This window comes from Steroidobacter sp. (assembly GCF_036406195.1).
Classification (GTDB): Bacteria; Pseudomonadota; Gammaproteobacteria; order Steroidobacterales; family Steroidobacteraceae; genus Steroidobacter.
The window spans coordinates 1-25,603 of sequence record NZ_DASWVW010000049.1; the positions used below are offsets into that span (position 1 = coordinate 1).

The 25,603-nt window shown below is 63.2% G+C and carries 22 protein-coding genes; 18 read left to right on the forward strand and 4 right to left on the reverse strand.

The window, feature by feature from the left end:
* Nucleotides 1-305: 305 nt before the first annotated feature.
* Complete coding sequence (locus VGE08_RS19590; RefSeq protein ID WP_331069605.1) at nucleotides 306-842, forward strand: ORF6N domain-containing protein; 537 nt, start codon at nucleotides 306-308, stop codon at nucleotides 840-842.
* Between the two features lie 32 nt (nucleotides 843-874).
* Here VGE08_RS19590 and VGE08_RS19595 read toward each other — a convergent pair whose 3' ends face one another.
* Nucleotides 875-1,678 carry a hypothetical protein gene (locus VGE08_RS19595; RefSeq protein ID WP_331069606.1) on the reverse strand — a complete coding sequence of 268 codons (804 nt, stop codon included), beginning with the start codon at nucleotides 1,676-1,678 and terminating at the stop codon, nucleotides 875-877.
* Nucleotides 1,679-2,001: 323 nt separating this feature from the next.
* Here VGE08_RS19595 and VGE08_RS19600 point away from each other — a divergent pair, with 323 nt between their 5' ends.
* From VGE08_RS19600 to VGE08_RS19620, 5 genes are all read left to right on the forward strand, one after another.
* Entirely contained in the window at nucleotides 2,002-2,652 is a 651-nt protein-coding gene (locus VGE08_RS19600) for a FlhC family transcriptional regulator (RefSeq protein ID WP_331069607.1), read from the forward strand.
* Nucleotides 2,653-2,664: 12 nt separating this feature from the next.
* Entirely contained in the window at nucleotides 2,665-3,618 is a 954-nt protein-coding gene (gene nudC, locus VGE08_RS19605) for an NAD(+) diphosphatase (protein ID WP_331069608.1), read from the forward strand.
* A 72-nt stretch (nucleotides 3,619-3,690) separates the two neighbouring features.
* Entirely contained in the window at nucleotides 3,691-4,539 is an 849-nt protein-coding gene (locus VGE08_RS19610; RefSeq protein ID WP_331069609.1) for an NRDE family protein, read from the forward strand.
* A gap of 40 nt (nucleotides 4,540-4,579) precedes the next feature.
* On the forward strand, nucleotides 4,580-6,304 hold the full coding sequence (locus VGE08_RS19615) for an autotransporter assembly complex family protein (protein WP_331069610.1): 1,725 nt from the start codon (nucleotides 4,580-4,582) through the stop codon (nucleotides 6,302-6,304).
* Nucleotides 6,304-10,071 (forward strand): translocation/assembly module TamB domain-containing protein, encoded by a 3,768-nt coding sequence (locus tag VGE08_RS19620; RefSeq protein WP_331069611.1) that lies wholly within the window; start codon nucleotides 6,304-6,306, stop codon nucleotides 10,069-10,071. The genes VGE08_RS19615 and VGE08_RS19620 overlap by 1 nt, the downstream gene beginning before the upstream one ends.
* A gap of 16 nt (nucleotides 10,072-10,087) precedes the next feature.
* On the opposite strand, the gene VGE08_RS19625 is transcribed toward VGE08_RS19620, so the two are convergent.
* Nucleotides 10,088-10,699 (reverse strand): NUDIX hydrolase, encoded by a 612-nt coding sequence (locus tag VGE08_RS19625; RefSeq protein ID WP_331069612.1) that lies wholly within the window; start codon nucleotides 10,697-10,699, stop codon nucleotides 10,088-10,090.
* Between the two features lie 141 nt (nucleotides 10,700-10,840).
* On the opposite strand from VGE08_RS19625, the gene rarD reads away from it, so the two are divergent.
* The 12 genes from rarD to polA all read left to right on the forward strand — a co-directional run bounded on the left by rarD (nucleotide 10,841) and on the right by polA (nucleotide 24,012).
* The gene (gene rarD / locus VGE08_RS19630) at nucleotides 10,841-11,767 is read left to right on the forward strand and encodes an EamA family transporter RarD (RefSeq protein WP_331069613.1); all 927 of its coding nucleotides are present in this window, start codon (nucleotides 10,841-10,843) and stop codon (nucleotides 11,765-11,767) included.
* Nucleotides 11,768-11,919: 152 nt separating this feature from the next.
* On the forward strand, nucleotides 11,920-12,378 hold the full coding sequence (locus VGE08_RS19635) for a hypothetical protein (protein ID WP_331069614.1): 459 nt from the start codon (nucleotides 11,920-11,922) through the stop codon (nucleotides 12,376-12,378).
* 92 nt (nucleotides 12,379-12,470) lie between these two features.
* The gene (gene argG / locus VGE08_RS19640) at nucleotides 12,471-13,691 is read left to right on the forward strand and encodes an argininosuccinate synthase (protein WP_331069615.1); all 1,221 of its coding nucleotides are present in this window, start codon (nucleotides 12,471-12,473) and stop codon (nucleotides 13,689-13,691) included.
* Nucleotides 13,692-13,737: 46 nt separating this feature from the next.
* Nucleotides 13,738-14,820 (forward strand): hypothetical protein, encoded by a 1,083-nt coding sequence (locus VGE08_RS19645; protein WP_331069616.1) that lies wholly within the window; start codon nucleotides 13,738-13,740, stop codon nucleotides 14,818-14,820.
* Entirely contained in the window at nucleotides 14,817-15,881 is a 1,065-nt protein-coding gene (gene argC / locus VGE08_RS19650; protein ID WP_331069617.1) for an N-acetyl-gamma-glutamyl-phosphate reductase, read from the forward strand. Before VGE08_RS19645 ends, argC begins: the two co-directional genes overlap by 4 nt.
* Nucleotides 15,882-16,001: 120 nt before the next feature.
* Complete coding sequence (locus VGE08_RS19655) at nucleotides 16,002-17,168, forward strand: aspartate aminotransferase family protein (protein ID WP_331069618.1); 1,167 nt, start codon at nucleotides 16,002-16,004, stop codon at nucleotides 17,166-17,168.
* A 22-nt stretch (nucleotides 17,169-17,190) separates the two neighbouring features.
* Entirely contained in the window at nucleotides 17,191-18,189 is a 999-nt protein-coding gene (locus VGE08_RS19660; protein ID WP_331069619.1) for an N-acetylornithine carbamoyltransferase, read from the forward strand.
* Between the two features lie 56 nt (nucleotides 18,190-18,245).
* Entirely contained in the window at nucleotides 18,246-19,166 is a 921-nt protein-coding gene (gene argB / locus VGE08_RS19665; protein ID WP_331069620.1) for an acetylglutamate kinase, read from the forward strand.
* Between the two features lie 108 nt (nucleotides 19,167-19,274).
* A complete protein-coding gene (argH, locus tag VGE08_RS19670; RefSeq protein WP_331069621.1) occupies nucleotides 19,275-20,462 on the forward strand; it encodes an argininosuccinate lyase in 1,188 nt (395 codons plus the stop codon).
* 12 nt (nucleotides 20,463-20,474) lie between these two features.
* Nucleotides 20,475-20,897, forward strand: coding sequence for a hotdog fold thioesterase (locus VGE08_RS19675; protein ID WP_331069622.1), 423 nt, complete (start codon nucleotides 20,475-20,477; stop codon nucleotides 20,895-20,897).
* Nucleotides 20,898-20,968: 71 nt separating this feature from the next.
* Nucleotides 20,969-21,271: an LPS translocon maturation chaperone LptM gene (lptM, locus tag VGE08_RS19680; RefSeq protein WP_331069623.1), complete on the forward strand. Its 303-nt coding sequence runs from the start codon at nucleotides 20,969-20,971 to the stop codon at nucleotides 21,269-21,271.
* Entirely contained in the window at nucleotides 21,271-24,012 is a 2,742-nt protein-coding gene (polA, locus tag VGE08_RS19685) for a DNA polymerase I (RefSeq protein WP_331069624.1), read from the forward strand. The genes lptM and polA overlap by 1 nt, the downstream gene beginning before the upstream one ends.
* Before the next feature lie 259 nt (nucleotides 24,013-24,271).
* Here polA and VGE08_RS19690 read toward each other — a convergent pair whose 3' ends face one another.
* Complete coding sequence (locus tag VGE08_RS19690) at nucleotides 24,272-25,429, reverse strand: CaiB/BaiF CoA-transferase family protein (protein WP_331069625.1); 1,158 nt, start codon at nucleotides 25,427-25,429, stop codon at nucleotides 24,272-24,274.
* Between the two features lie 65 nt (nucleotides 25,430-25,494).
* Nucleotides 25,495-25,603, reverse strand: a 109-nt coding sequence (locus VGE08_RS19695) for an acyl-CoA dehydrogenase family protein (protein ID WP_331069626.1), incomplete at its 5' end; no start/stop codon positions are given.

Here is a 25,603-nt window from a genome sequence, read left to right on the forward strand (position 1 = left end):
ACGCTCAACAGCTAAAGCTCATCGCCCAACGACACCTGCGTGTGATCCAGCGATCACGGCGACGAGTTCGCAACTACTTCAAGCATCGTGAGATTTGCTACGCTGCATAGTAGTTCAGGTACAAGCACGCCGGGTTAATAAGTGCCATTGACCTTAACGCGACATCGGCATCAACTCCTGTAGTACATACTGCCCACGGCAATGGTTTATCTCGGGCGGGCAGCGAGATCGCACAGCACCAACTGAAGCCGTGCAATCTGCAGCGGGGCCGCACCAGGCAAGGAAGCCCACACCAAGGAGCAGGAATGACCAGGAAGAAACAGGCCAGGCTCGTGCCGGTCGAGCATATCTATCAATCCATCCTCATACTGCGCGGCCAGCGCGTACTCCTCGATCAGGATCTGGCTGCCCTGTACAGCGTCCAGACTCGACGCCTCAACGAGCAAGTACGCCGCAACGGCAGCCGCTTTCCGGCTGACTTCATATTCGAGCTGACCGCCGAGGAGTTCGCCAACTTGAAGTCGCAAATTGCGACATCAAGTTGGGGTGGCCGCCGCAAACGACCGCTCGCTTTTACAGAGCACGGCGCGATCATGGCAGCGACCGTGCTCAACAGCGCTCGCGCCGTCGAGATGACGATCCATGTCGTGCGTGCCTTTGTGCAGCTGCGCGATCTGCTCGCCTCGAACCGCCAGCTCGCCCAGAAGCTCGCCCGACTCGAGCGCGATGTTGCCACGCACGACAAGGCCATCGTCGAGATCTGCCAGGCGATCCGCCAGGTCATGCATCCGCCATTGCCAAAGAAGCGGCCGATCGGATTCACCACCAACTTCGACGAGTGAGCACACGCACGACATAATAAAGTGACTTTCACTTAGGGCCCGAGCCGTCCACGAGGCGCGACCTGCAGCTTGCGCGCACGCAATCGCGGTGACGGTACCGCGCGAGGATCGCGACGGCTCATGGCGCACGCAACTTCCAACTCGGCGGCGATTAGCTGCGTACCTAACAAACGCGTGGTGTGCAGGCGGCGTGTGTCGTTCATGCCGGCGAAGCGAATGAGGTCTGGCCAGAAAGCGGGATTCGTGGGCCAGCGTGGCAGCATGAGCACGCTGTAACTTCCTGCGATACATCTGATCTGCCACAACGGCGTGCTAGCAAGGCGGCGAGCGGTGACATAAGGCATCGCATAGATCACGCGCGCGGCCATCGTGTTGGTGCCAGCGACATGCCACGCATGTAGCAATGCAAGATTACAGAATTCGTACTGAACAGATGCATCTCCCACTTGCGCATAGCGCTGCGAGACAGATGCGGGTGCCGCTGCCATCGCGTTAGCACACACGGTGTCCCAGAAATGTTCCTCCTCGAAGCCGAGCGAATACAGCGTGTACGGCATCGCTGCGAGCGCGCGAAGTGCGCGCGGTGACAGCGCGGCCAACCCCGCGCGCTGACGAGGCGGAAGATGCTGCAGTTGTGCCGCACCCTGCGCGGTCTCGCGCTCTGCAACGAGTAGTTCCAAGTAGTCGAGATTGAGCTGGTGAATGTGTTCGAGCAGTGCGGGCTCGAGCACAGGAGCGAAAGCATCCGATTCACGCGCGAGCGATTCGCTCGCTACAGCAGTTTGTTGTGCACCCGCGTTGCCAGCCAACAATTGTTCCGTTCTATCTTGAGACATGTCGCTTCCTGCGATGTTTGTAGGTGAGGTGATTTGAGCGCAATGGCACTTAGTTAGCGCCCTCCAGTTGGTTGGCGGTTAGCGGTTAGGGCAGAACGGAGGCCAGGATTTAGCTCATTTCTAGCTAACCGCTATCCGCTATCCGCTAACCGCTGCGACAAAGACGGTTAACTAAGCACCATTGGATTTAAGCGGGGCTTTACGCGCAGGTCAATTGCGGGGCACACTATCTTCACTGCATCCGTTGCGACAACATCAACAACGCCGCCGGACCGCAGATAAATCAACGGGTCGATACACGGACGCACGGAGAAGGGACTTCCATGAACAACAGCAGGGACAACAGCAGGGACAACAGCAACGATTCCTATGATCACGAGCGCCGCCGCCAGGACCTGGCGCTGCGCATGATTCGTCACGAGGCGCGAACCTGTACCATTCGCGAGTGCACTGGCCTCACTGACGATCGCATTCGACGTCTCTATCGTTCTTACGTCCACGAGCTGAGCGAGACTCCCGTGCGCAGGCGGCGCGGCAGATCTCCGCGACAGATCACCTTCTTCGTTCGTAACACACGCGCGCAGTTCGAATCGTCACTGCTCGCGAGCGCCTTTGCCGCTTTCGGGCTCCTGCAGGCACAGCGCGGAGCGACGGCAAGCAAGAAGGCGCCAGTCGAGATCGGCCCCGTCGAGTATGGGCGCCTGTTCTGCGATGCTTTCGAAACTCATCGGCAGTTGCTCACCTCCGCAACGCTGTCGTTCGAGCATGCCTGGTTCCTGTTACAGATGCTCAATCGCAACGGTGACCTGCAGGCCGTGCGCTGCCGACACTGCGACAGCTATTACCTGAAAGATCGATTCAACCTGTGTCGCCACACTTGCCCGACATGCAGGTTGAAGCGCGCGCGTGCCCGCTGCACCAAACCACGCCGGCAGCGGCCATGTTCGAATTCCCGCGCGGTGACCCACGACTGATAAACTGGGCGCATGCCATCGCGCTTGCCCAACCTGCTTGCCGGACCCTACCTGGAACGCGCCGCGCACCTTCGCAAGAACGCGGCGCACGTGCAGGCCGCGCTGACGAACCCGGAGACGCTGTTCGTTCCGGTATGGGAGTCGCGCAGCTCCATCCTCCGGCAGGGGGATGTCATGGTGGCCCACTTCGTGACCGGGGTGAAGGCATTCGCGAGCACCGATCCGGGCGAGTTCGTGCTGCTGGGCGAATTCCGTGGCCACGCCGTTTTTGCCGTTGGACTGTCGGGCGAACGCCCGCAACTGCCCGACCCGGCCATCGACTTTCAGGATCTGCGCACGCTGGCGGGCACATTGCCGCCGGAGGAAGCCGGCTTGCTGGCGTATGCGCGGGCGATGGTCCATTGGCGCGAGACCCATCGCTTTTGCGGCCGCTGTGGCTCGCCGACCCAGTCCAGCGATGGCGGCCATGTGCTCAGATGCAGCAACGAAGCCTGCCGTTCGCAGCAGTTTCCCCGCATCGATCCGGCCGTGATCGTCCTGGTGACCGACGGCGAGCGCGCCCTGCTGGGCCGCCAGGCGTCCTGGCCGCCCGGCCGCTACTCGACCGTTGCCGGCTTCGTGGAACCGGGTGAGAGTCTCGAAGACGCGGTCGCCCGAGAGGTTCGCGAGGAAACAGGCGTAGAAGTGGACGCCGTGGACTACCATTCCTCACAGCCGTGGCCGTTCCCGTCATCGTTGATGCTCGGATTCACGGCCCATGCCAGTCGCACGGATATCCTGCGCGTCGACGACGAGTTGGAAGATGTGCGCTGGTGGACCCGTGCGGAAATCGCTGGCGGCGCGGTCGGCCTGCCCTTCACTCATTCGATCTCGTTTCGATTGATCGAGGACTGGTACGACTCCGGCGCGGACCGCCCGTTGCGCGCCGAACCAGGCGTGCGAATGTGGCAAGCGCCGCGTCGCTGATGCGCGACCCATGCGCCTGTTTTTCAGTGCGCGTTCATCCACCGTTGAAAGTGCTGCTCTACAATCCTCGCCATGTGCCTGCTCGTCCTCGCCTGGAAACACCATCCCCGCTACCGCCTGATCCTCGCCGGCAACCGCGACGAGTTTCATGACCGCCCGGCCGCGCCGCTGAACTGGTGGCAGGACGATCCGCGCATCCTCGGCGGACGTGACCTCAAGGCCAGCGGCACCTGGCTCGGCGTGGCCCGCTCGGGCCGATTCGGCGTTGTCACGAACTACCGCGACTTGCAGGCTCCGGTCGAAAACGCGCCCTCGCGCGGACAGCTGGTACCGCGATTCCTCACGGGTGCCACGTCACCGAAGGAGTTCCTCGACGACCTGCGCGGTGCGGCACCCCGTTATTCAGGATTCAATCTGCTGGTGGGCGGGACCCGCGCGCTCTATTACTTCTCCAATCGCGGCGGCAACGCTCCGACGGCGCTGGCACCGGGCGTTTACGGATTGAGCAATCACATGCTCGATACTCCCTGGCCCAAGCTGGCCCGCACCCGCGAGCGCTTCAACGCACTGCTGACGCAACCGGAAATCGCACCCGAGGACCTGTTCGCCATGCTCGGCGATCGCGAGCAGGCCACTGGCCCGGACCTGCCGTCTACCGGTTTGCCGGAGGAATGGGAGCGCGTGGTATCCGCCCCCTTCATCGTCAACGAGCGTTACGGCACACGCTGCTCCAGCGTGCTGCTGGTCGAGCGCACCGGTCGCACCATCCTTCAGGAACGCCGCTTCGATGCTGCCGGCATCCAGAGCGGCAATTCCCGCTTCGAGTTCACCAGCGCCGAAGTGCCCGAAGTGTGGTTCGAAGCCGAGGACCCCGACGAGACGGTGGCGACCGATACCTCGTTCGATTCTTCACCGGAATAAACACCCAGGCGGCGCTCCCGTGACAACGAGGATGCGTGCGATGGCGACTGGAGTGCTGGCAGCAGCCTTGCTGTGGCCACTGCACGCCATGGCCAAGATCGAGGTCACGATCCCCGACGTCAGCCAGGCCATCGAAACCAACGTCCGCGCTTTCCTGAGCCTCACCCGGTACGCCGAGCGCGACGATGTGACCGATGAAGTGATGCGCCGGCTGCAACGGCGCATCGTCAGCGAGACCCACGAGGCGCTGGAGCCGCTGGGTTACTACGAACCGGACGTTACTTACGAGGTCCACAAGGACGGCGAGCTGTGGCAGGTGACCATCCACATCGAGCCCGGCCGCCCGGTGCGACTCTCCGAAGTCAACGTCAACGTCACCGGGGCCGGCGCCAACGACCGCGCCATTCGCGAGCTGCTCGAACAGGAGGAGCTCAAGCCCGGCCTGCGCCTGAACCACGGCACGTACGAACGCGTCAAAGGCAACCTGCTGCGGGTGGCCAAGAACGAGGGGTATCTCGACGCCACACTCACCCGCCACGACCTGGTCATCGACCGTGCCGAGCGGCGCGCCACCGTCGATCTCGAAGCTGACACTGGCGAGCGCTACAGCTTCGGCGAGATCACGATTGCGCAGGACGTTATCACCGATGAAGCCATGCGGCGCCTGTTGCGCATGCAGCCAGGCGACCCGTACACGCTCGATACGCTGCTGAGAACGCAGTACGTGCTCGACGACACGCAGTACTTCTCGGTGGTCGACATCGAAAGCGGCGCTCCGGATCGCGAGGCGCGGACCATTCCGATCACCGTGAGCGCCGAGCCGAGCAGGAAACATCGTTACGCCGCCGCCGTCGGCTACGGCACCGATACCAAGGTGCGCGGCAAGTTCACCTGGGACAATCGACGGGTCAACGCGAGCGGCCACAAGTTCAAGCTCGAGCTGCTGGGCTCTTCCATCGTCACCGACTTGACTGGCCGCTACGTCGTGCCGGTCATGGACATTGCGCTGGAGAAACTGGAATTCACCGGCAGGTTGCGCGACGAAGAGCTCGGCGACACCCGGTCGGAACGTGCGGAAATCGGCATGGGTCTCACGGAAGTGCTCGGGCGCTGGCAGCGCGTCCTGCAGGTGCGCTTCTCCGATGAAAAGACCACGGAAGCGGATGGCACGTCGAGCACGAACTTCTATCTGGTGCCGAGCATCAGTTACGCGACGCTGCCCAGCTACATCGTCGGCGGCCGCAGGCGGCCCTATTACTTCTCGGCGGAGTTGCGCGGCTCGCCAGAAACACTGGGATCGGACGCGTCGTTCCTGCAGCTGAGACTGAAGGGCGAGCGCCAGTTCGACTTGAGCGAGCTGTGGCATCTGAATTTGCGCAGCGAGATCGGCATCAGCCGCATTGCCGCCACGTCCGATCTGCCGGCGTCGCAACGTTTCTTTGCCGGCGGTGAAAACAGCGTGCGCGGCTTCGCGCTGAATGAACTGTCGCCGCGCGACGCGCAGGGGCGTACCGTCGGCGGCCGCAATCTCTTCACCGGCAGCATCGAAGTCGTTCGGGATCTGCCGCGGAACTTCGGCATCGCGGCCTTCTATGACACCGGCAATGCCTTCGAGGACTTCAACGACCCGAAATTGGAGTACGCCGCGGGCATCGGCGTCCGCTACAACATCGCGGTTGCAAGCTTCGGTATCGATGTGGCCCAGGCACTATCGCAGTCCGGACGCTCGCCGCGCATTCACCTTTACATCTCCACCCAGTTTTGATGCGTACCCGAATCCTCCTGATCATCATCGGCGCGATCCTGCTGGCGCCCGTGGCAGGAGTGGCCGTGCTGTTCTACACGGAAACCGGGCTGCAGCTGCTGGCTGGGCAGCTGTGGCGGCTGGAACGTTTCAACGTCAGGATCGAAGGCGTGTCGGGCACGATCTCCGGTCCGTTGCGCGTCGCTCGCTTCGAGCTCGATCATCCCCGCGTGCACGTCGTCGTGAACGACATCGTCGTCGATCCACAGCTGCGCGGTCTTTTCATCCAGACATTGCGAACTGGATCAGTCACTGCTCGCGATGCGCTGGTCGAGTTGCGTCAGGCGGATATGCCGCCGAGCACCAAACCTCCCAGGTTCCTGCCTGGCTTTTTGCGCGTCGACGCACGCAACGTCGAACTGTCCAATGTGCGCTATGTGCATTTCAACGGCACCGCGGTCGACGCCAGAACGGTACGTGGCCGCGTAACAATTACTTCGCACCGCTTGCGCGCGCGCAACTTCGCGGTCGACTCCGATTTGTTCGATGCCACCGGCAACGTCTTGTTGCGCGCGGCAGCCACGGCGGACTTGCCGATGGGACTGGAAGGCAATGTGAGCGGCCAATTGCACTTGCCCGATGTCGACCTGGTGCTGAAAGGATCGGTTGACGGCACCATCGACAAGCTGAACATGACGGGCGAGTTGCTTCAGCCCAGTACCGCCAGCGCGACGGCGGTCCTGACCCGGCCCGAGAAAAGTTGGAACATTGCAGGCAAGCTCAGCTCGCCGCGGTTCCTGCTCGATCCCTGGCTGGCCAATCCGCCGCTGTCGCTGCGTAACGTCGCGCTCGACGTGGCAATGAATCCGGACGGCATCCACGCCAAGGGAATGGTCGGCGTGCCCGAGATTGATGAGCAGGACTTGATCGTCGATGCCCGCGGCCGCTATGCAGACCGCACCTTGTTTCTATCGGCCGCCGACATCCGCTTGCAGAATTCGCCCGCCAGCCTGAATACCAGCGGCAAGCTGATCTTCGACGGCGCCGCGCCGACGATTGATCTCACGGCCACGTGGCAGGCCCTGCAATGGCCTTTGCGCGGTGATGCTGTCGTCATCAGCCCGCACGGCGACGGCGCTCTGCACGGCGAGCTGCCTTATGACTTTGCTGTCACGGCCAGCCTGGAGGGCCCGAATATTCCCTCCGGCGCCGGTTCCGCCAGGGGCGTGATCTCCAAGGAACGAGTCACGCTGGCGAGCTACTCGGTGAACACGCTGGACGGCTCGCTGACGGGCGATGGCCGGCTCCAGTTCGCGCCGCCTCGTGCCTGGCAGGTAACGACTCGCACCACGAGTGTGAATCCCGCCGGTCTGTTCCCGGCCTTCCCCGGCAGCATCCATATGATTGCCAATGCTTCCGGCGAAGGCTTCGACAAGAAGGCTGTTTTCACAGCCGATGTGAGCGAGCTGCGCGGCACGTTGCGAGGCGAGCCCATCCAGGGCCGTGGCTTCGTGCAACGCGATCGCCGCGGGTGGACGGTACGCGACGCTCACCTGGGCCTGGCCGATGCCCGGCTGAGACTCGACGGCATCTGGAAAGACACCATCCAGGCAAATTGGTCCTTGGATGTGCCGTCGCTGGAGCGCCTGCTGCCAAAGACCAGTGGCCAGATCGTTTCCAAAGGTCAGGCCAGCGGTGCTCTAAAGGCCCTGCGCATCACCGGCGACCTGGCTGCGCAGGAGATTCGCTATCGACAATGGCAAGCCGGGCAGATTTTGATCAATGGCGATGTCGACGCCAGTGGCCAGCAGCCCTCGCGCCTGGTGGCTTTTGCCAGCCGCGTCGGCGCGGGCGAGCCGGTGATCGAGCACCTGCTGCTGAACGGTGAAGGCACCGCGCTCGAACATCTCCTCAGCTTGAATGTCATCGGCGCGCCGGCCACACCGCGTGACCCGCGCCCCACCGCGGAGATGCGCATCGCCGGCACTTACGACCAGAAGGTATGGAACGCGACCGTCACCACGACCAAACTGGTCACGGGCAAGGCGGACGACAAAGTTTCTATTGCCGAACCGGCGAAGATCGTGGCCTCCAGCAAGCGCGCGCAACTCGATGACTTCTGTCTGATTGCCGGTGCCGGTCGCGTCTGTGCCAGCGGCAAATGGGAACGTGACGGCGATTGGCAAGGCACAGTGGCCGGTTACGAAATCCCGCTCGCGCTGCTGTTGCCTCCCGCGGGCCGGGAGGCCGAGTACGGCGGACGCATCGAAGGTCGTGTGCACGCATTCGGAGGGCCCAACAAGCCATGGCAAGCAGAAGCCGGCATGCGCATCATCGACGCGGCCATCATCCATCGCCCGCCAGGCGCCGAACCCGAAACGTTGAACCTGGGCACCGGGGGCTTGGCCGCGACCGTCAAGCCGGACCGCGTCGACTTCTCGTTCGGCGTGCAGGCGTTCACCGATACGTTTCTTTTTGCCAATGCGCAACTGGATCGCACGCGCGGGGGCCAGATGATGCACCTGCCGCTCACCGGCGACATACGGGCACGCGCCGCGGATGCAAACATTCTGCCGCTGCTGTTCTCGGAGGTTGACGATGCCGCCGGCGTGCTGACAGCCAACGCCGATATCCGTGGCACGCTCGCCGAACCCGAGATCAATGGCCGCATCGAGTTGTCCAAGGCCGAGCTGGAGTCGTATCGCGTCAACCTGGCCTTGCGAGATCTGGATCTCGTCGCAGATCTCGCCAGTAATGACGTGGACTTCCGTGGCACCGGCCGCGCCGGCGATGGTCAGCTGCAGACGGAAGGCCGCTTTACCTGGCACGAGCGAAGATTGCAGGGCGCCTTTCATTTGCGCGGCACTGACCTGCTCGTGGCGGACCTTCCCGAATATCGCGTAGTCGCATCGCCCGACCTGCGCTTCGGCATCGATGGCAACCAGATCAATGTCGCCGGAGACGTGCTGATTCCCTACGCGCGCGTGCAACCGAATCAAATCTCGGGCGCTGTACGTGCCTCTGACGATGCTCGTTACACGCACGAGACCGAAGCGGAACGCGCCGGCCGCACGGTCGTCAACAGCGAAGTGAGAGTGACCATCGGTAACGATGTCCGCGTCGACGCCTTCGGCCTGCAAGGCCGGCTCACCGGCTCGGTGGGCACAACGGTGCGCACCGGACAAGCCGCCATCGGCCGCGGCGAATTGAACGTCATCGACGGCCGCTACGAAGCCTACGGCCAGAAGCTGGAAATCAACAAAGGCCAGCTGTTGTTCGAATCTTCGCCCCTGGACGATCCGGGACTGGACATCGAAGCTCGGCGCAAGATCGACACAGTGACCGTGGGCCTGAACGTGCGCGGCACGTTGCAGGAGCCGCGCCTGTCGTTCTTCTCGGATCCGACGATGCCACAGACGCAGATCGTCACTTATCTCCTGACCGGCAAAGCGCCGGACTCGATGAGCGGATCGGACACTGCAACCATGGCGTCGGCGCGCGACACTCTTACTGTGCAAGGCGGCGGGTTGCTGGCCTCGCAGCTGGGCCGTCGCCTGGGACTGGAGGAGGTCGGCGTCGAAAGCTCGCTCGATGCCGACGGCACGGCGAACACCGCGCTGGTGCTGGGCAAGTTCCTCTCGCCGAGGCTGTTCATCAGCTACGGCATCTCGCTGACCGAATCGATCAATACTTTGAAACTTCGCTACACCATCAGCGACCGGTGGGTATTCAAGACCGAGGCCGGCCAGAATCAGAGCGCGGATCTGGAATACACCATCGAACAGTAGCTCCCGGCAACACCGCTCAATCGAATTCCGTGGGCAGCGAGCGCTCCAGATGATGCTGGTAGGCGCGCTGGATCTGCGCGGCTGTGGTGCGGCCGGTGGACAGTTCCGGCAGCTGGTCGATGGGGAAAAACTTCACGTCGGTGGTTTCATAGCTGGTGCGAAAGTCGCCACCGGTGATCTCGCAGATGAAGAACATCTTCCAGACGTGGTACAGGAACTTGGGATGATTGTGCCGGTTGCGATCCAAGACGGCGGCCAGCTTCACCGCCCGCGCCGTAAAGCCCGATTCCTGCTCTATCTCTTTTTCAACGGCATGCGAGGGCGTGTCGTTCACGTCCGCCCAGCCGCCGGGTAACGTCCACTTGCCATCGACGCGTTCTTTCACCATCAGCACCTGCTCATCGCGAAACACCGCGCCGCGCACGTCGATCTTCGGCGTTGCATAACCATCCTCGACCTGCCACGCGGCGCGCAGCTTTTCCGGGCTCAGCCCGGACTCGAGCGCCAGCAATTCACCGGCGATCTGGGCCATTTCGCGATAACGCTCGCGATCGTATTCCTCTTGTGAGAAATGCAAGCCGGTTTGTGACAACGCCAGCAGGCGGCGCGAGAGGTCGAGTACTGACATGGTGGATACATGCGCTCATGAGAAAACGGAAGCTTGTCGCGCCGGCGACGCCCTTGCAACTTCGCAAAGCTCCCGCATCTGCGCAAGAACTGCACACGGATACTGCAGTATGATTGCCGTCCACTCCTGCATTGCATTTCCATGAACGATTCTTCACCCGCGGCTTCGCTGGCGCCCGTCGCCATGCGCGGAATCGATGGTCGCGGTCTCGTCGCCACCATTTCCGCTTTCCTCATCTGGGGGTTGATGCCGCTGTACATGACGCTGCTCCAGACGGTGCCCGTGCTGGAGATCACAGCTCATCGAATGGTGTGGGGTTGCTTGTGCGGATTCGCCTGGTTGGCAGCGCGCGGCGAAATTCCTCTGGTGTGGCGCGCGCTGAGCAATGGCCCGACGCGGTGGCGGCTGATGATGTCGGCGACGCTGATCGCCATCAACTGGTCGGTCTTCATGTGGGGCATTGCCACTCACCACGTCGTTGAAATCAGCCTCGGCTATTTCATCGGCCCATTGGTCAACGTCGCACTCGGCGTCGTGTTGTTTCGCGAGCGTTTGAACCGCTTGCAATGGCTGTCCGTGGCCATCGCCGCCGCCGGTGTGCTGTATCTGACGTGGACGGCCGGCCGCGCGCCTTGGCTGTCGGTCGCGCTGGCGCTGAGCTTCAGCCTGTACGCGCTGGTGCGCAAAGTGGCCAAGGTCGAGGCCCTGCCCGGTTTCACCGGCGAGACGTTTTTGCTGCTGCCCGTGGCGGCAGGCTTTGTGCTCTGGAGCGAGCTGTCGGGATCTGGCGCCATGGCCAGCCAGGGCCTCGACATGACCGCACTCTTATTGATGGGCGGCCCATTGACCGCCGTGCCGTTGGTGCTGTTCGCGGTTGGCGCCCGGCGCATTCCGTTATTCACCGTGGGGCTGTTGCAATACATCGGCCCGAGCCTGCAGCTGGCCTGCGCGGTGCTGTTGTTCCACGAGCCGTTCACCGGGCCTCGCGTGGTGGGCTTCGTGATGATCTGGACCGCATTGGCGCTGTTCGCGCTCGACGGGCTGGTGTCGGCTCGCCGCCGCCTCTGAGCGGACCGGCATCTGGCCCGCCACGGCGTTCGCCCGGAATCGCGGCCCATCCGGCTGTTGACAGTGGTTGCATATTTATGCACCATGCACGCCTTTTTATGCATAGGCGCATTGCCAGTCTCGCTGCGCCTGCGAGGCTCGATCCAGTCGACATGGCCGCAGAAATCCATCAATCCGTCGCGCGCCGCGCCGCGATTCTCCGCATCATCGGAGAGTCGACCGTGCACAATCAGGACGAATTGGTGAAAGTGCTGCGCAAGCAGGGCTTCGACGCCACCCAGTCCAGCGTCAGCCGCGACCTGCGCGAGCTCGGCGTGGCCAAGGCCGGCGACCGCTATATCCTGCCGGCCCAGGACAACGCCGCCGCCAACAACAATCCGTTCGCCGCCGTCGCCCGGTTCGTGCTCGAGATCAAGACCGCGGGCACGTCCCTGACGGTTCTGAAGACCACCACCGGCACCGCCCAGAGCGTGGCCGTCGCCATCGACGGCGCCGAGTGGCCCGAAGTGGTCGGCACCCTGTCGGGCGACGACACCATCTTCATCGCCACCGACGAGCCCAAGGATCAAAAGAAGCTACGCGAACGCCTGCGCGGCATCTTTGGGATCTGAAGGCCACGCGGGTCGCCCCTCAAACATCCGCGGTGGCCACCGAGGCCCACCCAACCTGAATCCACTCGCAACGAAACGAATCGAGCCCAAGCATGAGCACACTTCCTCCCGGCAACGAGCCCATTCTGCTGGCCTTCTCCGGCGGCCTGGATACCTCCTTCCTGGTGCCCTGGCTCGCGGACAACTACCAGCGCCCGATCATCACCGTCACGGTCGACACCGGCGGCATCGATGCCGAAGCAGCGAAGGTGCTGGACCAGCGTGCGCGCGCGCTGGGCGCAAAGGATCACATCCTGGTCGAAGCCAAGCAGGATTACTTCGAGCAAGTGATCAAGTACCTGATCATGGGCAACGTGAAGCGCGGCCAGATGTATCCGCTGTGCGTCGGCGCCGAGCGCGTCATGCAGGCGCAGACCATCGCCGAGTACGCCAAGAAGCTGGGAACGAAGGTGATTGCGCACGGCTGCACCGCCGCCGGCAATGATCAAGTGCGCTTCGAAGTGGCGCTGCGCACGCTCGCACCCGAGCTCACCATTCTCGCGCCGGTGCGCGATCAGGCGTTCAAGCGGCCCGATCAGCTGAAGTATCTGCAGGATCGGAATCTCACGATTCCTCCTTATGGCGCCGCTTATTCAGTGAACCGCGGTCTGTGGGGCGTGACCATCGGCGGCAAGGAAACGCTGACTTCCGAAGGCAGCATTCCGGATCATGCCTGGGTGCTGTCGAAGGAGGCGTTCTCCAATCCCCAGCCGCCTGAAACTCACACGATCGGCTTCGACAAGGGCGTGCCCAGCAGCCTCGATGGCGCCAGGCTCGATGCGGTGAGCGTGATCGAAAAGCTCGAAGCGATCGGCGCCAAGTTCGGCGTCGGCCGCGGCATTCACCTGGGCGACACCATCATCGGCACCAAGGGCCGCGTCGCGTTCGAAGCGCCCGCCGCCGAGGTGCTCATCAGCGCGCATCGCGAGCTGGAGAAGCTGGTGATGACCGGCCGCCAGCAGCGCATCAAGGAAATGTTGTCGGGTCCCTATGGCGATCTGGTCCACGAAGGCCAGCACCTGGATCCGGTGTGCCGCGACATGGAAGCGCTGTTCGTAAATTCGCAGGCCCGCGTGACCGGCGAAGTGAAGGTCGAGTTCCGCCCGGGCAATGCTTTCATCGCCGGCGTGACGTCGCCCTACTCCATCATGGCCGCCTCCAAGGGCGTCTATGGCGAAGCGGCCGGTGAATGGACCGCCGCCGACGCGCTCGGCTTCTCCAAGATGGTTGGACTGCCGGGCATGTTCTGGGCACGCGCCGGCCGCAACAAGTAATCGTTTCGTTTCTATCAACGTTCGCACAGGTGCACTGAGCACAGCCATGAAAACAGTAGTCGTCGACAAGATCGCGTCCATCACCCAGGCGCTGCAGCTGAAGCATGAGCTGCGCGTCGCCACGGACAACATTCCGTGCGAGGAAGGCGTGGTGCTGGTGGTCGAGGTCCTCACCAGCAAGTCGACGTACAACACGCTGGAGCTGACCAGCGGCCGCATGGCCAAAGTCTCCAAGGGCGATGTGATCGTCGGCGCGCTGGGCCATCGTCAGGCGCTGTTCGGCTACTCGGGCCATCTGCCGAGCGCCGTGAAGGAAGGCGACATCATCCAGGTGCTGAACATCGGCGGCGTGCTTGGCGTGTGCGACTCGGCCAACCCCGAAAAGGGCCGGCCGTTCGACGCCAAGGTCATCGGCGTGGTGTTGCAGTTCCCGTATCTTGGTGAGCGTATCGGCGTGCCGGCGCGCGTCGGCTATCGTCGTCTCGACCCGAACGCCGCGTTGAATACACGCCAGGTGCCGGTGGTCGCGCTCGCGGGGACTTGTATGGAAGCGGGCAAAACGGCGGCCGCCTGCGCCATCGTGGCTCGCATGCGCCACCGAGGTTTGAACGTGCATGCGTTCAAGGCGACCGGTGTGTCCCTGCGCCGTGACATTCTGGCGATGGAAGACGCCGGCGCCCGCAAGAGCATGATCTTCACCGACCTCGGCGTAGTGACGACGACAGCCAAGAACGGTCCGGCGATCACTCGCGCTCTGCTCTCGGAAATGTCACAAGGCGAGCCGGACGTGATCGTCTTCGAGCTGGGCGACGGCATTCTCGGCGCATACGGCGTCGAAGCGATCCTGTCGGCGCCGGACATTCGCGCCGCGCTCACCTCGGTGGTGCTGTCGGCGAACGATCCGGTCGCCGCCTGGGGTGGTGTGAAGCTGCTGCGCGAGCAGTTCGGCATCGAGCCGTCAGTGGTCACCGGCAAGGCCACCGACAACGCCGTCGGCGTGAACATCATCCGTGACAAGTTCGGCGTAGCGGCGTTCAACGCCATCACCGATGGCGTGGCGCTCGGCGACTGCGTCATCGACTCGGTGAAATTGACGCCGAAGGCCAAAGTGGAAGCGATCGAAGAATGAGCGACGTGAAGATCCCAATCATCGTGGTGGGCGGTACGGGCTACGTGTCGGGCGAGCTGCTGCGCCTGATCGCCGGGCATCCGCGCCTGGAGCTCAAAGCGATTCTCTCGGACAGTCAGCCCGGCGAGTCGGTGGCCAGGTTCTTTGCGCATCTGGCGCCGGTCTATCCCGAGCTGAAGTTCTCCAGCCTCGAAGCGGTCAAGGAGCTGCTGGGCCAGCTGCCGACGTCGGCGATCGTGTCGGCGGCTCCACATGGCGTGGCGGCAAAGCTGATCGACGATTTGCTGACCGCAGCTGAGGCCAAGGGCACGAAGCCGCGGGTCATCGATATCTCTGCCGACTACCGCTACAGCTCAGCGAGTGCCTACGAAGCGGTTTACAAACACGCGCACGGTGCTCCCAATCGGATTGCACAGTTCAGTTGTGCCGTACCGGAGCATCTGAGCGCGCTGCAGACGCCGCATGTCGCGCATCCAGGTTGCTTTGCCACGGCCTTGTTGTTGTCGAGCGTGCCACTGCTGTCGCTCGGTCTGATCGAACCGCGTTTGTTTGCTACCGGCATCACCGGCAGCACAGGCTCGGGCCGCACGCCGGGTACGGGCACGCACCATCCGCAACGACACAGCGATCTGTACGCGTACAATCCGCTGTCGCATCGGCATACGCCGGAGGTGGCCGCGTTGGCGCAGGTGGCATCGCAAGTGCCGGCCGAGTTCAGCTTCGTTCCGCACTCCGGGCCGTTTGCTCGCGGCATTCACGTCACGGTGCAGGCCAAGGCCAGCAAGCCCATCAAGACGCCGGAATTGCTGGAGGCATTGCGTGGCTTCTATGCCGGCAAGCCCTTCGTACGTGTCGTGAACGACATGCCGCATGTAAAAGACGTGGCAGCCAGCAACTACGCGTTTCTGAGCGCGGCTGGCAATGGGGACAGCGTTGCCGTGATGTGCGCCATCGACAATCTGGTCAAGGGCGCGGCGGGCGGCGCGTTGCAATGGTTGAATCGAGTGTTCGGCCTGGACGAAACCACCGGCTTGACGACGCCGGCCGCCGGCTGGACCTGAGGGAAGGCGGTTGGCGGTTGGCGGTTAGCGGTTAGCGGTTGGCAAAGAGCAGGAGGAGTGTTCTCTGACCAACCACCAACCGCTAACCGCTAACCGCTAACCGCTCGAGAGAGCATTAGAATGAACGCAGCTACCAATACAAACGCACCGGCCGATCATCTCGCCCCGGTCTACGCGCAGTTTCCGTTGCAGATCACGGATGCGCGCGGCGTGTTCCTGCACAGGCCCGATGGCGGCAAAGTGCTCGATCTCTATGGCGGTCATGCCGTGGCCGCGCTCGGCTATGGCCATCCGCGCTGGGTTGAAGCACTGGTAGAGCAAGCGAAGTCTCTTTGCTTCCAGAGCAATGCGGTCGCGCTGGATGTGCGCCGTCGCGCGGCCACCCGGTTGGCGAAGTTCTGCGGGCTCGGCCTCGACACCGTGTTCTTCGTGAACTCCGGCGCGGAGGCGAACGAGAACGCGCTCCGGCTCGCGTGCAAGATGACCGGCGGTACCCAGGTGATCGCCGTCGAAGGCAGCTTTCATGGCCGCACTGCCGCTGCTGGCGCGGTGACCTGGGGCGCGGACAAGAAGTGGTACGGCTTTCCGAACACGCCGTTCGAGGTGAAGTTCATCAAGCCCACCACGACCGCCGCCGAGCTGAGCACGCTGATCGACGATCAAACGGCCGCCGTGATCGTCGAGCCGGTGCAAGGCGTGGCGGGTGCCGTCGACATGCCCAAGGAATTCCTGCAGGCGCTGCGCTTCCGCTGCAGCGAGAACGGCACCGTGCTGATCTTCGATGAAGTCCAATGCGGCTTCGGGCGCACGGGTCATCCATTCGCGGCCAACATGTATGAAGTCACGCCCGACATCATCACCACCGCGAAGGCGCTGGGCGGCGGTTTCCCCGTCTCGGCGATGCTGGTGGCGGATCACGTCGCGCCGTACATGAAGATGGACTCGCTGGGCACGACGTTCGGCGGCGGCCCGATGGCCTGCGCCATCGTCGAAACCGTGGTCGACATCATCGAGTCCGAAGGCCTGCTCAAGAACGTTCAGCAGCGCTCCGCCGAAATCCGCCAGACCTGCATGGTCGGTCCGGTGATCGGCTCGCAAGGTGCCGGCCTGCTGCTGGGCCTGCGCACTTCGCGGCCGGCCAAGGATGTGCAAGCCGAGCTGTTGAAGCTGGATATCCTCACGGGCACCAGCGCGGACCCGAACGTGCTGCGCATCCTGGCGCCGTTCGTGCTGGAAAGTCAGCACGTCGAGCTGCTGCGCAATGCGCTTGCTCGGCTGCCCAAATAAATCGCTACCAACGAGCAACACCATGAATCGCTTTCTTGACCTGGCCGATTTTCCGCGCGAGCAGATCAAGGACCTGCTGGGCCTCGCCGCGCGCCTGCAAGACACGCCGCAGCCGCAAGCGCTGGCGGGCAAGGTCCTCGGCCTGCTGTTCTTGAATCCTTCGCTGCGCACGCTCGCCTCGTTCCAGAGCGCGATGATGCGACTCGGCGGGACGGCAGTCGTCATCACGCCGGGCCAAGGCACTTGGCAAATGGAAACGCGCTCGGGCGCGATCATGAATGGCGCTGCCGCCGAGCACGTGCGCGAGGCGGTGCCAGTGCTCGCCTCCTACTGCGATGCCATCGGCATTCGCATGTTTGCCGAAGGCCGCAACCTGGCCGCGGACCTGGCCGAGACCGGCTTCCGCATGATGGCGGATCTTTGTGACAAGCCGCTGGTGAACATGGAATCGGCGGTGGCGCATCCCTGCCAGGCGCTCGCCGATTGGCACACGATGGATGAGCTGCGTGTGCCCGAGCGGGGCAAGTTCGTGCTGAGCTGGGCGAATCATCCACGCGCGCTGCCGCTGGCCGTGCCGTCATCGACCGTCCACATGGCGGCGATGCGAGGCATGGATGTGGTCGTGCTGCGCCCGGAAGGCTTCGCGCTGCCCGAGCCCATCATGGAAAAGGCGCGCCAGGCGGCGCAAGCGTCGGGCGGTTCAGTACGCGAAACCGAGAATCGCAGCGAAGCCCTCGATGGCGCGCATGTGATCTACGCCAAGGAATGGGGTTCACCGCAGCATTACGGCGACGATGAAGCCGACAAGCGGCTGCGCGAATACCTCAGCGACTGGTGCGTGAAAGAAAGCTGGTTCCGGGCCGCGGACCCAGGCTGCCATTTCATGCATTGCCTGCCAGTTCGGCGTAATGTCGCAGTGGCGGACGAAGTGCTCGACGGCCCACGCAGTGTCGTGGTTCGCGAGGCATTCAACCGCATGGTCGTGCAGATGGCCGTGCTCTATCGGCTGCTGCGCGGCTGACTTTGTTTCTGACCAGTCATCAGTCACCATTCATTAGTCACTTCCAAGGAAACACCGTGGTGCTTCGTTCTGATCCCTCCGTTGCTGTCCGCGCCCTGCGCAGCGCCGCTCCGTACATTCGCATGTACAAGGGCAAGGTGTTCGTCATCAAGGCCAGCGGTGGCGTGTTCGGGGACATCGAGTCCACGCGCACGCTGATCGAGCAAGTCGCGATCCTGCATCAAGTGGGCATTCGCGTCGTGCTGGTGCACGGTGGCGGCCCGCAGCTGTCGCAGATCCAGGAAACATTGGGCATCACGCCGCGCATGGTGGCGGGCCGCCGGGTCACCGACGGCAAGTCCATGGAAGTCACCAGCATGGTGCTCAACGGCCTGGTGAACACGCAGATCCTCGGCATTTGCCGCGAGCTGGATATTGCCGCCGTCGGCGTAAGCGGCGTGGACGCGGGCCTGGTGCGCGCTCACAAGCGCCCGCCGGTGCAGGTTGAAGGCCAGATTGTCGACTACGGCTTCGTGGGCGACATCGACCTGATCGACGCCAAGGTGCTGCAGCAGTTGCTCGACGATGGCCTGATGCCGGTCGTGAGCCCGGTGTCCGCCGATGACAGAGGCACCCTGCTGAACATCAACGCCGACACCGTCGCCGCCGGCATCGGCGCTGCGCTGAAGGCCGAGAAGCTCATGCTGATCACCGGCGCCCCCGGAATTCTCGAATCGGTGGAAGATCCGCGCTCCATCATTTCGTACACCGATCTGGCCGGCCTGCAGAAGCTCAAGGAGCAGGGCAGCCTGCAGGAAGGCATGCTGCCCAAAGCGAAGGCGATCGAAGAAGCCATTCGCGGCGGCGTGCGCCGGGTCCACGTGATTTCGTACAAGAGCCAGGACAGCATTCTCGCCGAAGTGTTCACGAACGAAGGCACGGGAACGCTGGTAGTCGAGAACATCAGCGCGCTGAGCCCAGCGGAACAGCATGCTTAATATGAAGCGGTTAGCGGTTAGCGGTTGGTGGTTAGCAAGAGCGAGAACCACTGCCCCGATCATTTCTTTCCAACCACTATCCGCTAACCGCCAACCACTGGTGGCGTCATGAGCCGGCTGTGGGACAAGGGCGCGCCGCTCGACGAGCGCGTGTTGCGATATACGGCGGGCGAGGATCACGCGCTCGACAACCGTCTCGTCGAGTACGATGTGCGCGCTTCGATCGCGCACGCGGAGATGCTCAATGCTCGAGGCCTGTTGCCAGCAGCCGATCTCGAAGCCATTCGTCGCGGTCTGACGGAGATAGCCGCCGAGCACGCCGCGGGCAAATGGCAGGTGCTGCTCGAACACGAGGACGGGCAGACCGCGCTGGAAAACCTGCTGACCGAGCGCATCGGCGAAGCCGGCAAGCGCGTGCACCTCGGCCGTTCGCGTAACGACCAGGTGCTGACGGCGCTGCGTCTGTATCTGCGCGACGCAGTGGATGAATTGAAACAACGCGTCGAAGGCGCCGCGCAAGCGCTCGACGATCTGGCGGCACGCGAAGGGAACGTCGAGTTGCCCGGCTACACTCACATGCAGCAGGCCATGCCCAGCTCCGTGGCCTTGTGGGCCGGCGGCTTCGCGGCCGAGCTGCGCGATGACGCCGAAGGCTTGCAACAAGTACAGCGTCGCCTGCAGAAGAGTCCGCTCGGCTCGGCGGCCGGCTATGGCTCGCCCAACCTGCCCATCGACCGTGAAGCCACCGCCAGGACACTGGGATTCGCGTCGGTACAAGCGCCGGTGACAGCCGTGCAGCTGTCGCGCGGCAAGGCCGAAGCCCAATTGTTGTTCGAGATCTCGCTGGTCATGCAGGACGTGGCTCGCCTCGCCTCCGACCTGCTGCTGTTCTACACCCAGGAATTTTCGTTCGTCGCGCTGCCGGATGCATTCACCACCGGTTCCTCGATCATGCCGCAGAAGCGCAATCCCGACGTGTTCGAGCTGATCCGCGGCCGCAGCGCCACGGCGCAGGCTTGTTTGCTCGAAGTGATGGGCATCGTCGCCAAGCTGCCCTCGGGCTACCAGCGCGATCTGCAGTTGATCAAGGTGCCGCTGTTCCGCTCCATCGATGTGTGTCTGGATACGCTCGGCATCCTGCCCTCGGCGCTGGCTGGCGTGACTTTCCGGAAGGATCGCATTCGCCTGGATCCCTCTATTCACGCAGCGGCGGAAGCGAACGAGCTGGTGGTGAAGGAAGGAATCTCGTTCCGCGAAGCCTATCGCCGCATCGGCGAAAAACTGCGCAAGAAATAGCCCGGTGCCGTCATGTCCATCTGGTTCAAACCCTACACCCTGGCCGATCTGACGATCCGCATCGGCATGGCCGATCATCTCGGCATCGAGTTCACCGAGATCGGCCCCGACTACCTGCGTGGCAGGATGCCGGTCGATCACCGCACGCAGCAGCCCTACGGCATCCTGCATGGCGGCGCATCGGTTGCCCTGGCCGAAACGCTGGGCAGCTATGCCGCCATGCTGACGGTCGACCAGAGCAAATATCGATGTCTCGGCCAGGAGATCAACGCCAATCACATTCGCGGCGTGTCCAGTGGCTTCGTCATCGGCACGGCGCGACCGGTGCACCTCGGCCGCCGCAGCCATGTGTGGGAGATTCGCATCGTCGATGAGCGCGACAAGCTGGTGTGTATCTCCCGCCTCACCATGGCGGTGCTCGACTTGACCGCCTGAGCGATTGCCCAAACAGCGACTCGGGGTGCTTGGTGGCCCTGGAGGCGTCGGGGTTCCTTTATACTGCCGGGATGAAAACGTCCGCGCGCACACTCCTTGCATCGGCGCTGCTGTTCAGCCTGGCGGGTTGCGGCCTGAGAGGCCCGCTATATTTGCCCGACGAACAGCCGCAGGCAGTCCCGGCCAGCACCCCACCCGCCAAGCCGGTGCTGGAAGGAAGCAAAGTCCGGACGCTGCCGCCGGCGCCACAATCGCAGAAGAAAGATCGCGAGCGCGCCAACCCCTCTTCGACGCCGTCGCAATCGCAACCCACGCCGGTGTCGCCGCCCGATCCTGACCGGCCCGCCACTACGCCGCCTCCGCCGGGTCAGTGATGGCTGCGCCACGCAAACTCGTCCTGGTGGACGGTTCGGGATATTTGTATCGCGCGTTTCACGCCTTGCCGCCGTTGACCAACTCCCGTGGCGAACCCACGGGCGCCGTGCTCGGCGTGCTCAACATGCTGCAGAAACTTCGCAAGGAAGAAACGCCCGACCTCATCGCGGTGGTGTTCGACGCCCCTGGCAAAACATTCCGGGATGCATTGTTCGAATCTTACAAAGCGCAGCGCACGCCGATGCCGGACGATCTGCGCGCGCAGTTGCAACCGTTGCTCGACAGCGTGCGGGCCATGGGCCTGCCGTTGCTTCGGGTCGATGGCGTGGAAGCCGATGACGTGATCGGTACGTTGGCGCAACAGGCCGCGGCGCAAGGCTACGACGTGATCATCTCGACCGGCGACAAAGACATGGCGCAGCTGGTGAACGAGCGCATCACGCTGGTGAACACCATGACTGGCTCGCGACTGAATCGCGAAGGGGTGAAAGCCAAGTTCGACGTTTATCCGGAACAGATCGTCGACTATCTGGCTTTGGTGGGCGACACGTCCGACAACATTCCCGGCATTCCCAAGGTCGGTCCGAAGACCGCCGCGAAATGGCTGGGCGAATACGGCACGCTCGACAAGCTGGTCGAAAACGCGGCCGCCATCAGTGGCAAGGTGGGCGAGAATTTGCGCGCCGGCATGAAAGAGCTGGAGCTGTCACGCAAACTTGCAACGCTCGATTGCAATGTGAAGCTGGAACAACCGTTCGAGTCGCTGCGCGTCGGCGAGCCGGATCGAGACAGGCTGAAGGAATTGTTCACGCGCCTGGAGTTTCGTGCGCTGCTGCGCCAGCTCGTCGGCACGGAAGCTTCGGACGAAGCACCTGCGACTTCGCAAGCGACATCGGGCACCGAAACAGCCCCGCCCGCTGCCGCTCCCGTGCCGCGCAACTACGAAACCGTGCTGACGGCCGCGGCATTGGAAGCATGGGTCGCGACGCTCAAAGCCGCGAAGGTGATGTCGCTGAACGTGGCGACCACCTCCGAAGGCTATATGCAGGCGAACATCGTCGGCATCGCCTTCGGCGTCGAGCCGGGCAGCGTCGCGTATGTGCCCATGACCCACAACTATCCGGGCGCACCGACGCAACTGTCTCCCGAGGTCGTGCTGGAAGCGCTGCGACCGGTACTCGAAGCCGAGCAGCCACTCAAGGTCGGCCACGACCTGAAATACAAATTGCACGTGCTCAAGCGCGCGGGCATCGAGCTGCGCGGCGAGAAGTTCGACATCATGCTCGAGTCGTATGTGTTGAACAGCACCGCGACCAAGCATGACTTGGCGCCCATCGCACGCAGATACCTCGGCACCGATCTCACGCCGTACGAGAGCGTGGCCGGCAAGGGCGCGAAACAGATCGAGTTCAATCAAGTGGCGATCGATACCGCCACCAATTTCGTGGCCGAGGAAGCGGACATTGCGCTGCAATTGCATCGCCTGCTGTGGCCTCGTCTGGAAAGTCTGCCGGCGTTGCAATCGTTGTACGAGAACATCGAGCAACCGCTCCTTCCCGTGCTGGCGCGCATGGAACAGGCTGGCGTGCTGCTCGACGGCGAGCTGCTGCGCAAGCAAAGCGGCGAGCTCGCAACGCGCATGCGTGAGATCGAAGCGCAGGCTCACGCGGCTGCCGGCGGACCGTTCTCGCTGGAGTCGCCCAAACAATTGCAGGAAGTGCTGTTCGGCAAGCTCGGCTTGCCGGTGATTCGCAAGACCCCCACCGGCCAACCCTCGACGGCGGAAGACGTGCTCGAAGAGCTAGCCGCCAACTACGAGTTGCCGAAGCTGATCATGGACTACCGCGCGTTCGCGAAATTGAAGTCCACGTACACCGACAAGCTGCCGCTGCAGATCAACCGCTCGACCCAGCGCGTCCACACTTGTTACCAACAGGCGATCGCCGCGACCGGCCGTTTGTCCTCTGCCGATCCGAATCTGCAGAATATTCCGATTCGCACGCCGGAAGGCCGCCGCATCCGCCAGGCATTCATCGCGCCGCCCGGCCAGTGCATCGTTGCCGCCGATTATTCGCAGATCGAGTTGCGCATCATGGCGCATCTGTCGGGCGACGAAGGCTTGCTGAAAGCCTTCAGCGAAGACAAGGACATCCATCTGGCAACTGCCGCCGAGGTCTTTGGCATGACGCTCGACACGGTGACCCCCGACCAGCGCCGCACCGCCAAGATGATCAATTTCGGATTGATCTATGGCATGTCGCCGTTCGGGCTCGCGTCGCGGCTCGGCATCGAGCGCAGCGTGGCAAGCAAGTATGTCGACCTGTATTTCCAGCGTTATCCAGGCGTGCGGCGTTACATGGATGAAACACGGCAACTGGCGCACGAGCGTGGCTTCGTGGAAACCGTGTTCGGCCGACGGCTGTATCTAAACGACATCAATGCTCGCAATGCCGGCCTGCGCCAGGCCGCCGAACGTGCCGCGATCAATGCTCCGATGCAGGGCACGGCCGCGGATATCATCAAGCGCGCCATGATCCAGGTCGATCGCTGGCTGCAGCAATCGAAACTGCAGGCGCGCCTGTTGCTGCAGGTGCATGACGAGCTTGTCTTCGAAGTACAACGCGAACTGGCCGACGAGCTGATCGCGCATGTGCGCGAACTGATGAGCGGCGCCGCCGAGCTGCGCGTGCCGTTGAAAGTCGACGCCGGTATCGGAGAGAACTGGGACGAGGCGCACTAGCGCCAGGGACGTGACGGGTGACTGGTAACCAGTGAACGGTCAGAAGGCATTCGCGCAAGCGCCTTCTGACCATTTGTCACTCACTTCTCTCCTGATTTAGCCGCAATGGCACTTAGTTAGCGCCCTCCAGTGGTTGGCAGTTAGCGGTTAGGGAAGAACGGAGGCCAGGATTTGGCTCATTTCTGGCTAACCGCTATCCGCTATCCGCGAACCGCTGCGACAAAGACAGTTAACCAAGCACCATTGGATTTAGCCGGACTTAGCTCAGCGCTCCCTCCCGACGAAGGATTTCTATTTCCGCCTCGCTGTAGCCGGCTTCACACAGTAGCGCATCGCTGTCCTCGCCGGGCTTGCGTGGCGGGCGGGGTGCATCGAGCGTCGAACGGCTGAAGCGCGGTGCGGGCGCGTTCTGCAGCAGGCCGTCGACTTCCATGAACGTGCCTCTGGCAAGGTTGTGGGGATGGCACGGCGCCTCTTCGAGGCTGAGCACCGGTGCGAAACACACATCGGTTCCTTCCAGACGCTCGCACCACTCTGCACGCGTGCGGCTGCGAAACGCGCTCGCAATTGCCTCACGCAGCTCGGGCCAGCGCTCGCGGCGCGTGGCTTCGTCCAGAGCTGGCATGCCGCTCGCTGCGTAGCGCTCGCGGTCCAGTCCCAGACGCTCGAGCAACTCCGCGTAGAACTGCGGTTCAAGCGAACCGATCGCGACGTATGCACCGTCCTTCGTTTCATAGACGTCGTAGTACGGCGCGGCGCCGGCGAGAAAATTCTCGCCAGTACGGTCCCGGAACTGGCCCTGTGCCCGAAAACCGAAGTACATCGCCATCATCGCGGCGACACCATCCAGCATGGTGGCGTCGACAACCTGGCCTTGACCAGAGCGTCGCACCTCGTGCAGCGCTGCGAGTACCCCGAGGGCGAGCAGCATACCTCCGCCGCCGAAGTCGGCGACCAGATTCAGCGGCGGCACTGGTTTGCCGCCCGGTGTACCGATGAGATGTAACGCGCCGCTGAGCGCGATGTAGTTGATGTCGTGTCCTGCCGCCTGAGCCAGCGGACCTTCCTGCCCCCAACCGGTCATGCGTCCGTAGATCAACCGGGAATTGCGAGCGAGGCACACCTGGGGTCCGAGGCCGAGACGTTCCGCCACACCGGGACGGAATCCCTCGATCAGCACGTCCGCGCTCTCGACCAGTCGCAGGGCAACCTCGATGGCCCGCGGCTGCTTCAGATTCAGCGAGATCGAACGACGACCGCGTAACAGCGGATCCTTGGGCGAAGTTTCCAGTACACCGGCGCCAGCGCGCTCGAAGCGCACGACTTCCGCACCCAGGTCCGCGAGCATCATGCCGCAGAACGGCGTCGGACCGACGCCGCCGATCTCGAGTACTCGGACGCCTTCGAGCGGTCCCATCTGCAAAGCTCCTCGTTATTACGCGCCGACGCGCGCATCAAAGGTGGAACGATCGCCTCGCTGCTTCAATCCAGCGTGCGTGCGATCAGCTCCAGCATGATCTCGTTCGCGCCCCCGTAGATCCGCTGGGCACGCGCATCGGCCCAGGCGCGCGCCACCGGGTATTCCCACATG

What these genes read in the sequence shown, in the direction of transcription:
- VGE08_RS19600 (WP_331069607.1), top strand. Translation starts at nt 2,002, where the DNA reads ATGAACAACAGCAGGGACAACAGCAGGGACAACAGCAACGATTCCTAT.
- VGE08_RS19660 (WP_331069619.1), top strand. Translation starts at nt 17,191, where the DNA reads ATGAATCGCTTTCTTGACCTGGCCGATTTTCCGCGCGAGCAGATCAAG.
- VGE08_RS19595 (WP_331069606.1), bottom strand. Translation starts at nt 1,678, where the DNA reads ATGTCTCAAGATAGAACGGAACAATTGTTGGCTGGCAACGCGGGTGCA.
- VGE08_RS19615 (WP_331069610.1), top strand. Translation starts at nt 4,580, where the DNA reads ATGGCGACTGGAGTGCTGGCAGCAGCCTTGCTGTGGCCACTGCACGCC.
- VGE08_RS19655 (WP_331069618.1), top strand. Translation starts at nt 16,002, where the DNA reads ATGAACGCAGCTACCAATACAAACGCACCGGCCGATCATCTCGCCCCG.
- VGE08_RS19610 (WP_331069609.1), top strand. Translation starts at nt 3,691, where the DNA reads ATGTGCCTGCTCGTCCTCGCCTGGAAACACCATCCCCGCTACCGCCTG.
- polA (WP_331069624.1), top strand. Translation starts at nt 21,271, where the DNA reads ATGGCTGCGCCACGCAAACTCGTCCTGGTGGACGGTTCGGGATATTTG.
- argG (WP_331069615.1), top strand. Translation starts at nt 12,471, where the DNA reads ATGAGCACACTTCCTCCCGGCAACGAGCCCATTCTGCTGGCCTTCTCC.
- lptM (WP_331069623.1), top strand. Translation starts at nt 20,969, where the DNA reads ATGAAAACGTCCGCGCGCACACTCCTTGCATCGGCGCTGCTGTTCAGC.
- nudC (WP_331069608.1), top strand. Translation starts at nt 2,665, where the DNA reads ATGCCATCGCGCTTGCCCAACCTGCTTGCCGGACCCTACCTGGAACGC.
- rarD (WP_331069613.1), top strand. Translation starts at nt 10,841, where the DNA reads ATGAACGATTCTTCACCCGCGGCTTCGCTGGCGCCCGTCGCCATGCGC.
- VGE08_RS19625 (WP_331069612.1), bottom strand. Translation starts at nt 10,699, where the DNA reads ATGTCAGTACTCGACCTCTCGCGCCGCCTGCTGGCGTTGTCACAAACC.
- argC (WP_331069617.1), top strand. Translation starts at nt 14,817, where the DNA reads ATGAGCGACGTGAAGATCCCAATCATCGTGGTGGGCGGTACGGGCTAC.
- VGE08_RS19645 (WP_331069616.1), top strand. Translation starts at nt 13,738, where the DNA reads ATGAAAACAGTAGTCGTCGACAAGATCGCGTCCATCACCCAGGCGCTG.
- VGE08_RS19690 (WP_331069625.1), bottom strand. Translation starts at nt 25,429, where the DNA reads ATGGGACCGCTCGAAGGCGTCCGAGTACTCGAGATCGGCGGCGTCGGT.
- VGE08_RS19590 (WP_331069605.1), top strand. Translation starts at nt 306, where the DNA reads ATGACCAGGAAGAAACAGGCCAGGCTCGTGCCGGTCGAGCATATCTAT.
- VGE08_RS19635 (WP_331069614.1), top strand. Translation starts at nt 11,920, where the DNA reads ATGGCCGCAGAAATCCATCAATCCGTCGCGCGCCGCGCCGCGATTCTC.
- VGE08_RS19620 (WP_331069611.1), top strand. Translation starts at nt 6,304, where the DNA reads ATGCGTACCCGAATCCTCCTGATCATCATCGGCGCGATCCTGCTGGCG.
- VGE08_RS19675 (WP_331069622.1), top strand. Translation starts at nt 20,475, where the DNA reads ATGTCCATCTGGTTCAAACCCTACACCCTGGCCGATCTGACGATCCGC.
- argH (WP_331069621.1), top strand. Translation starts at nt 19,275, where the DNA reads ATGAGCCGGCTGTGGGACAAGGGCGCGCCGCTCGACGAGCGCGTGTTG.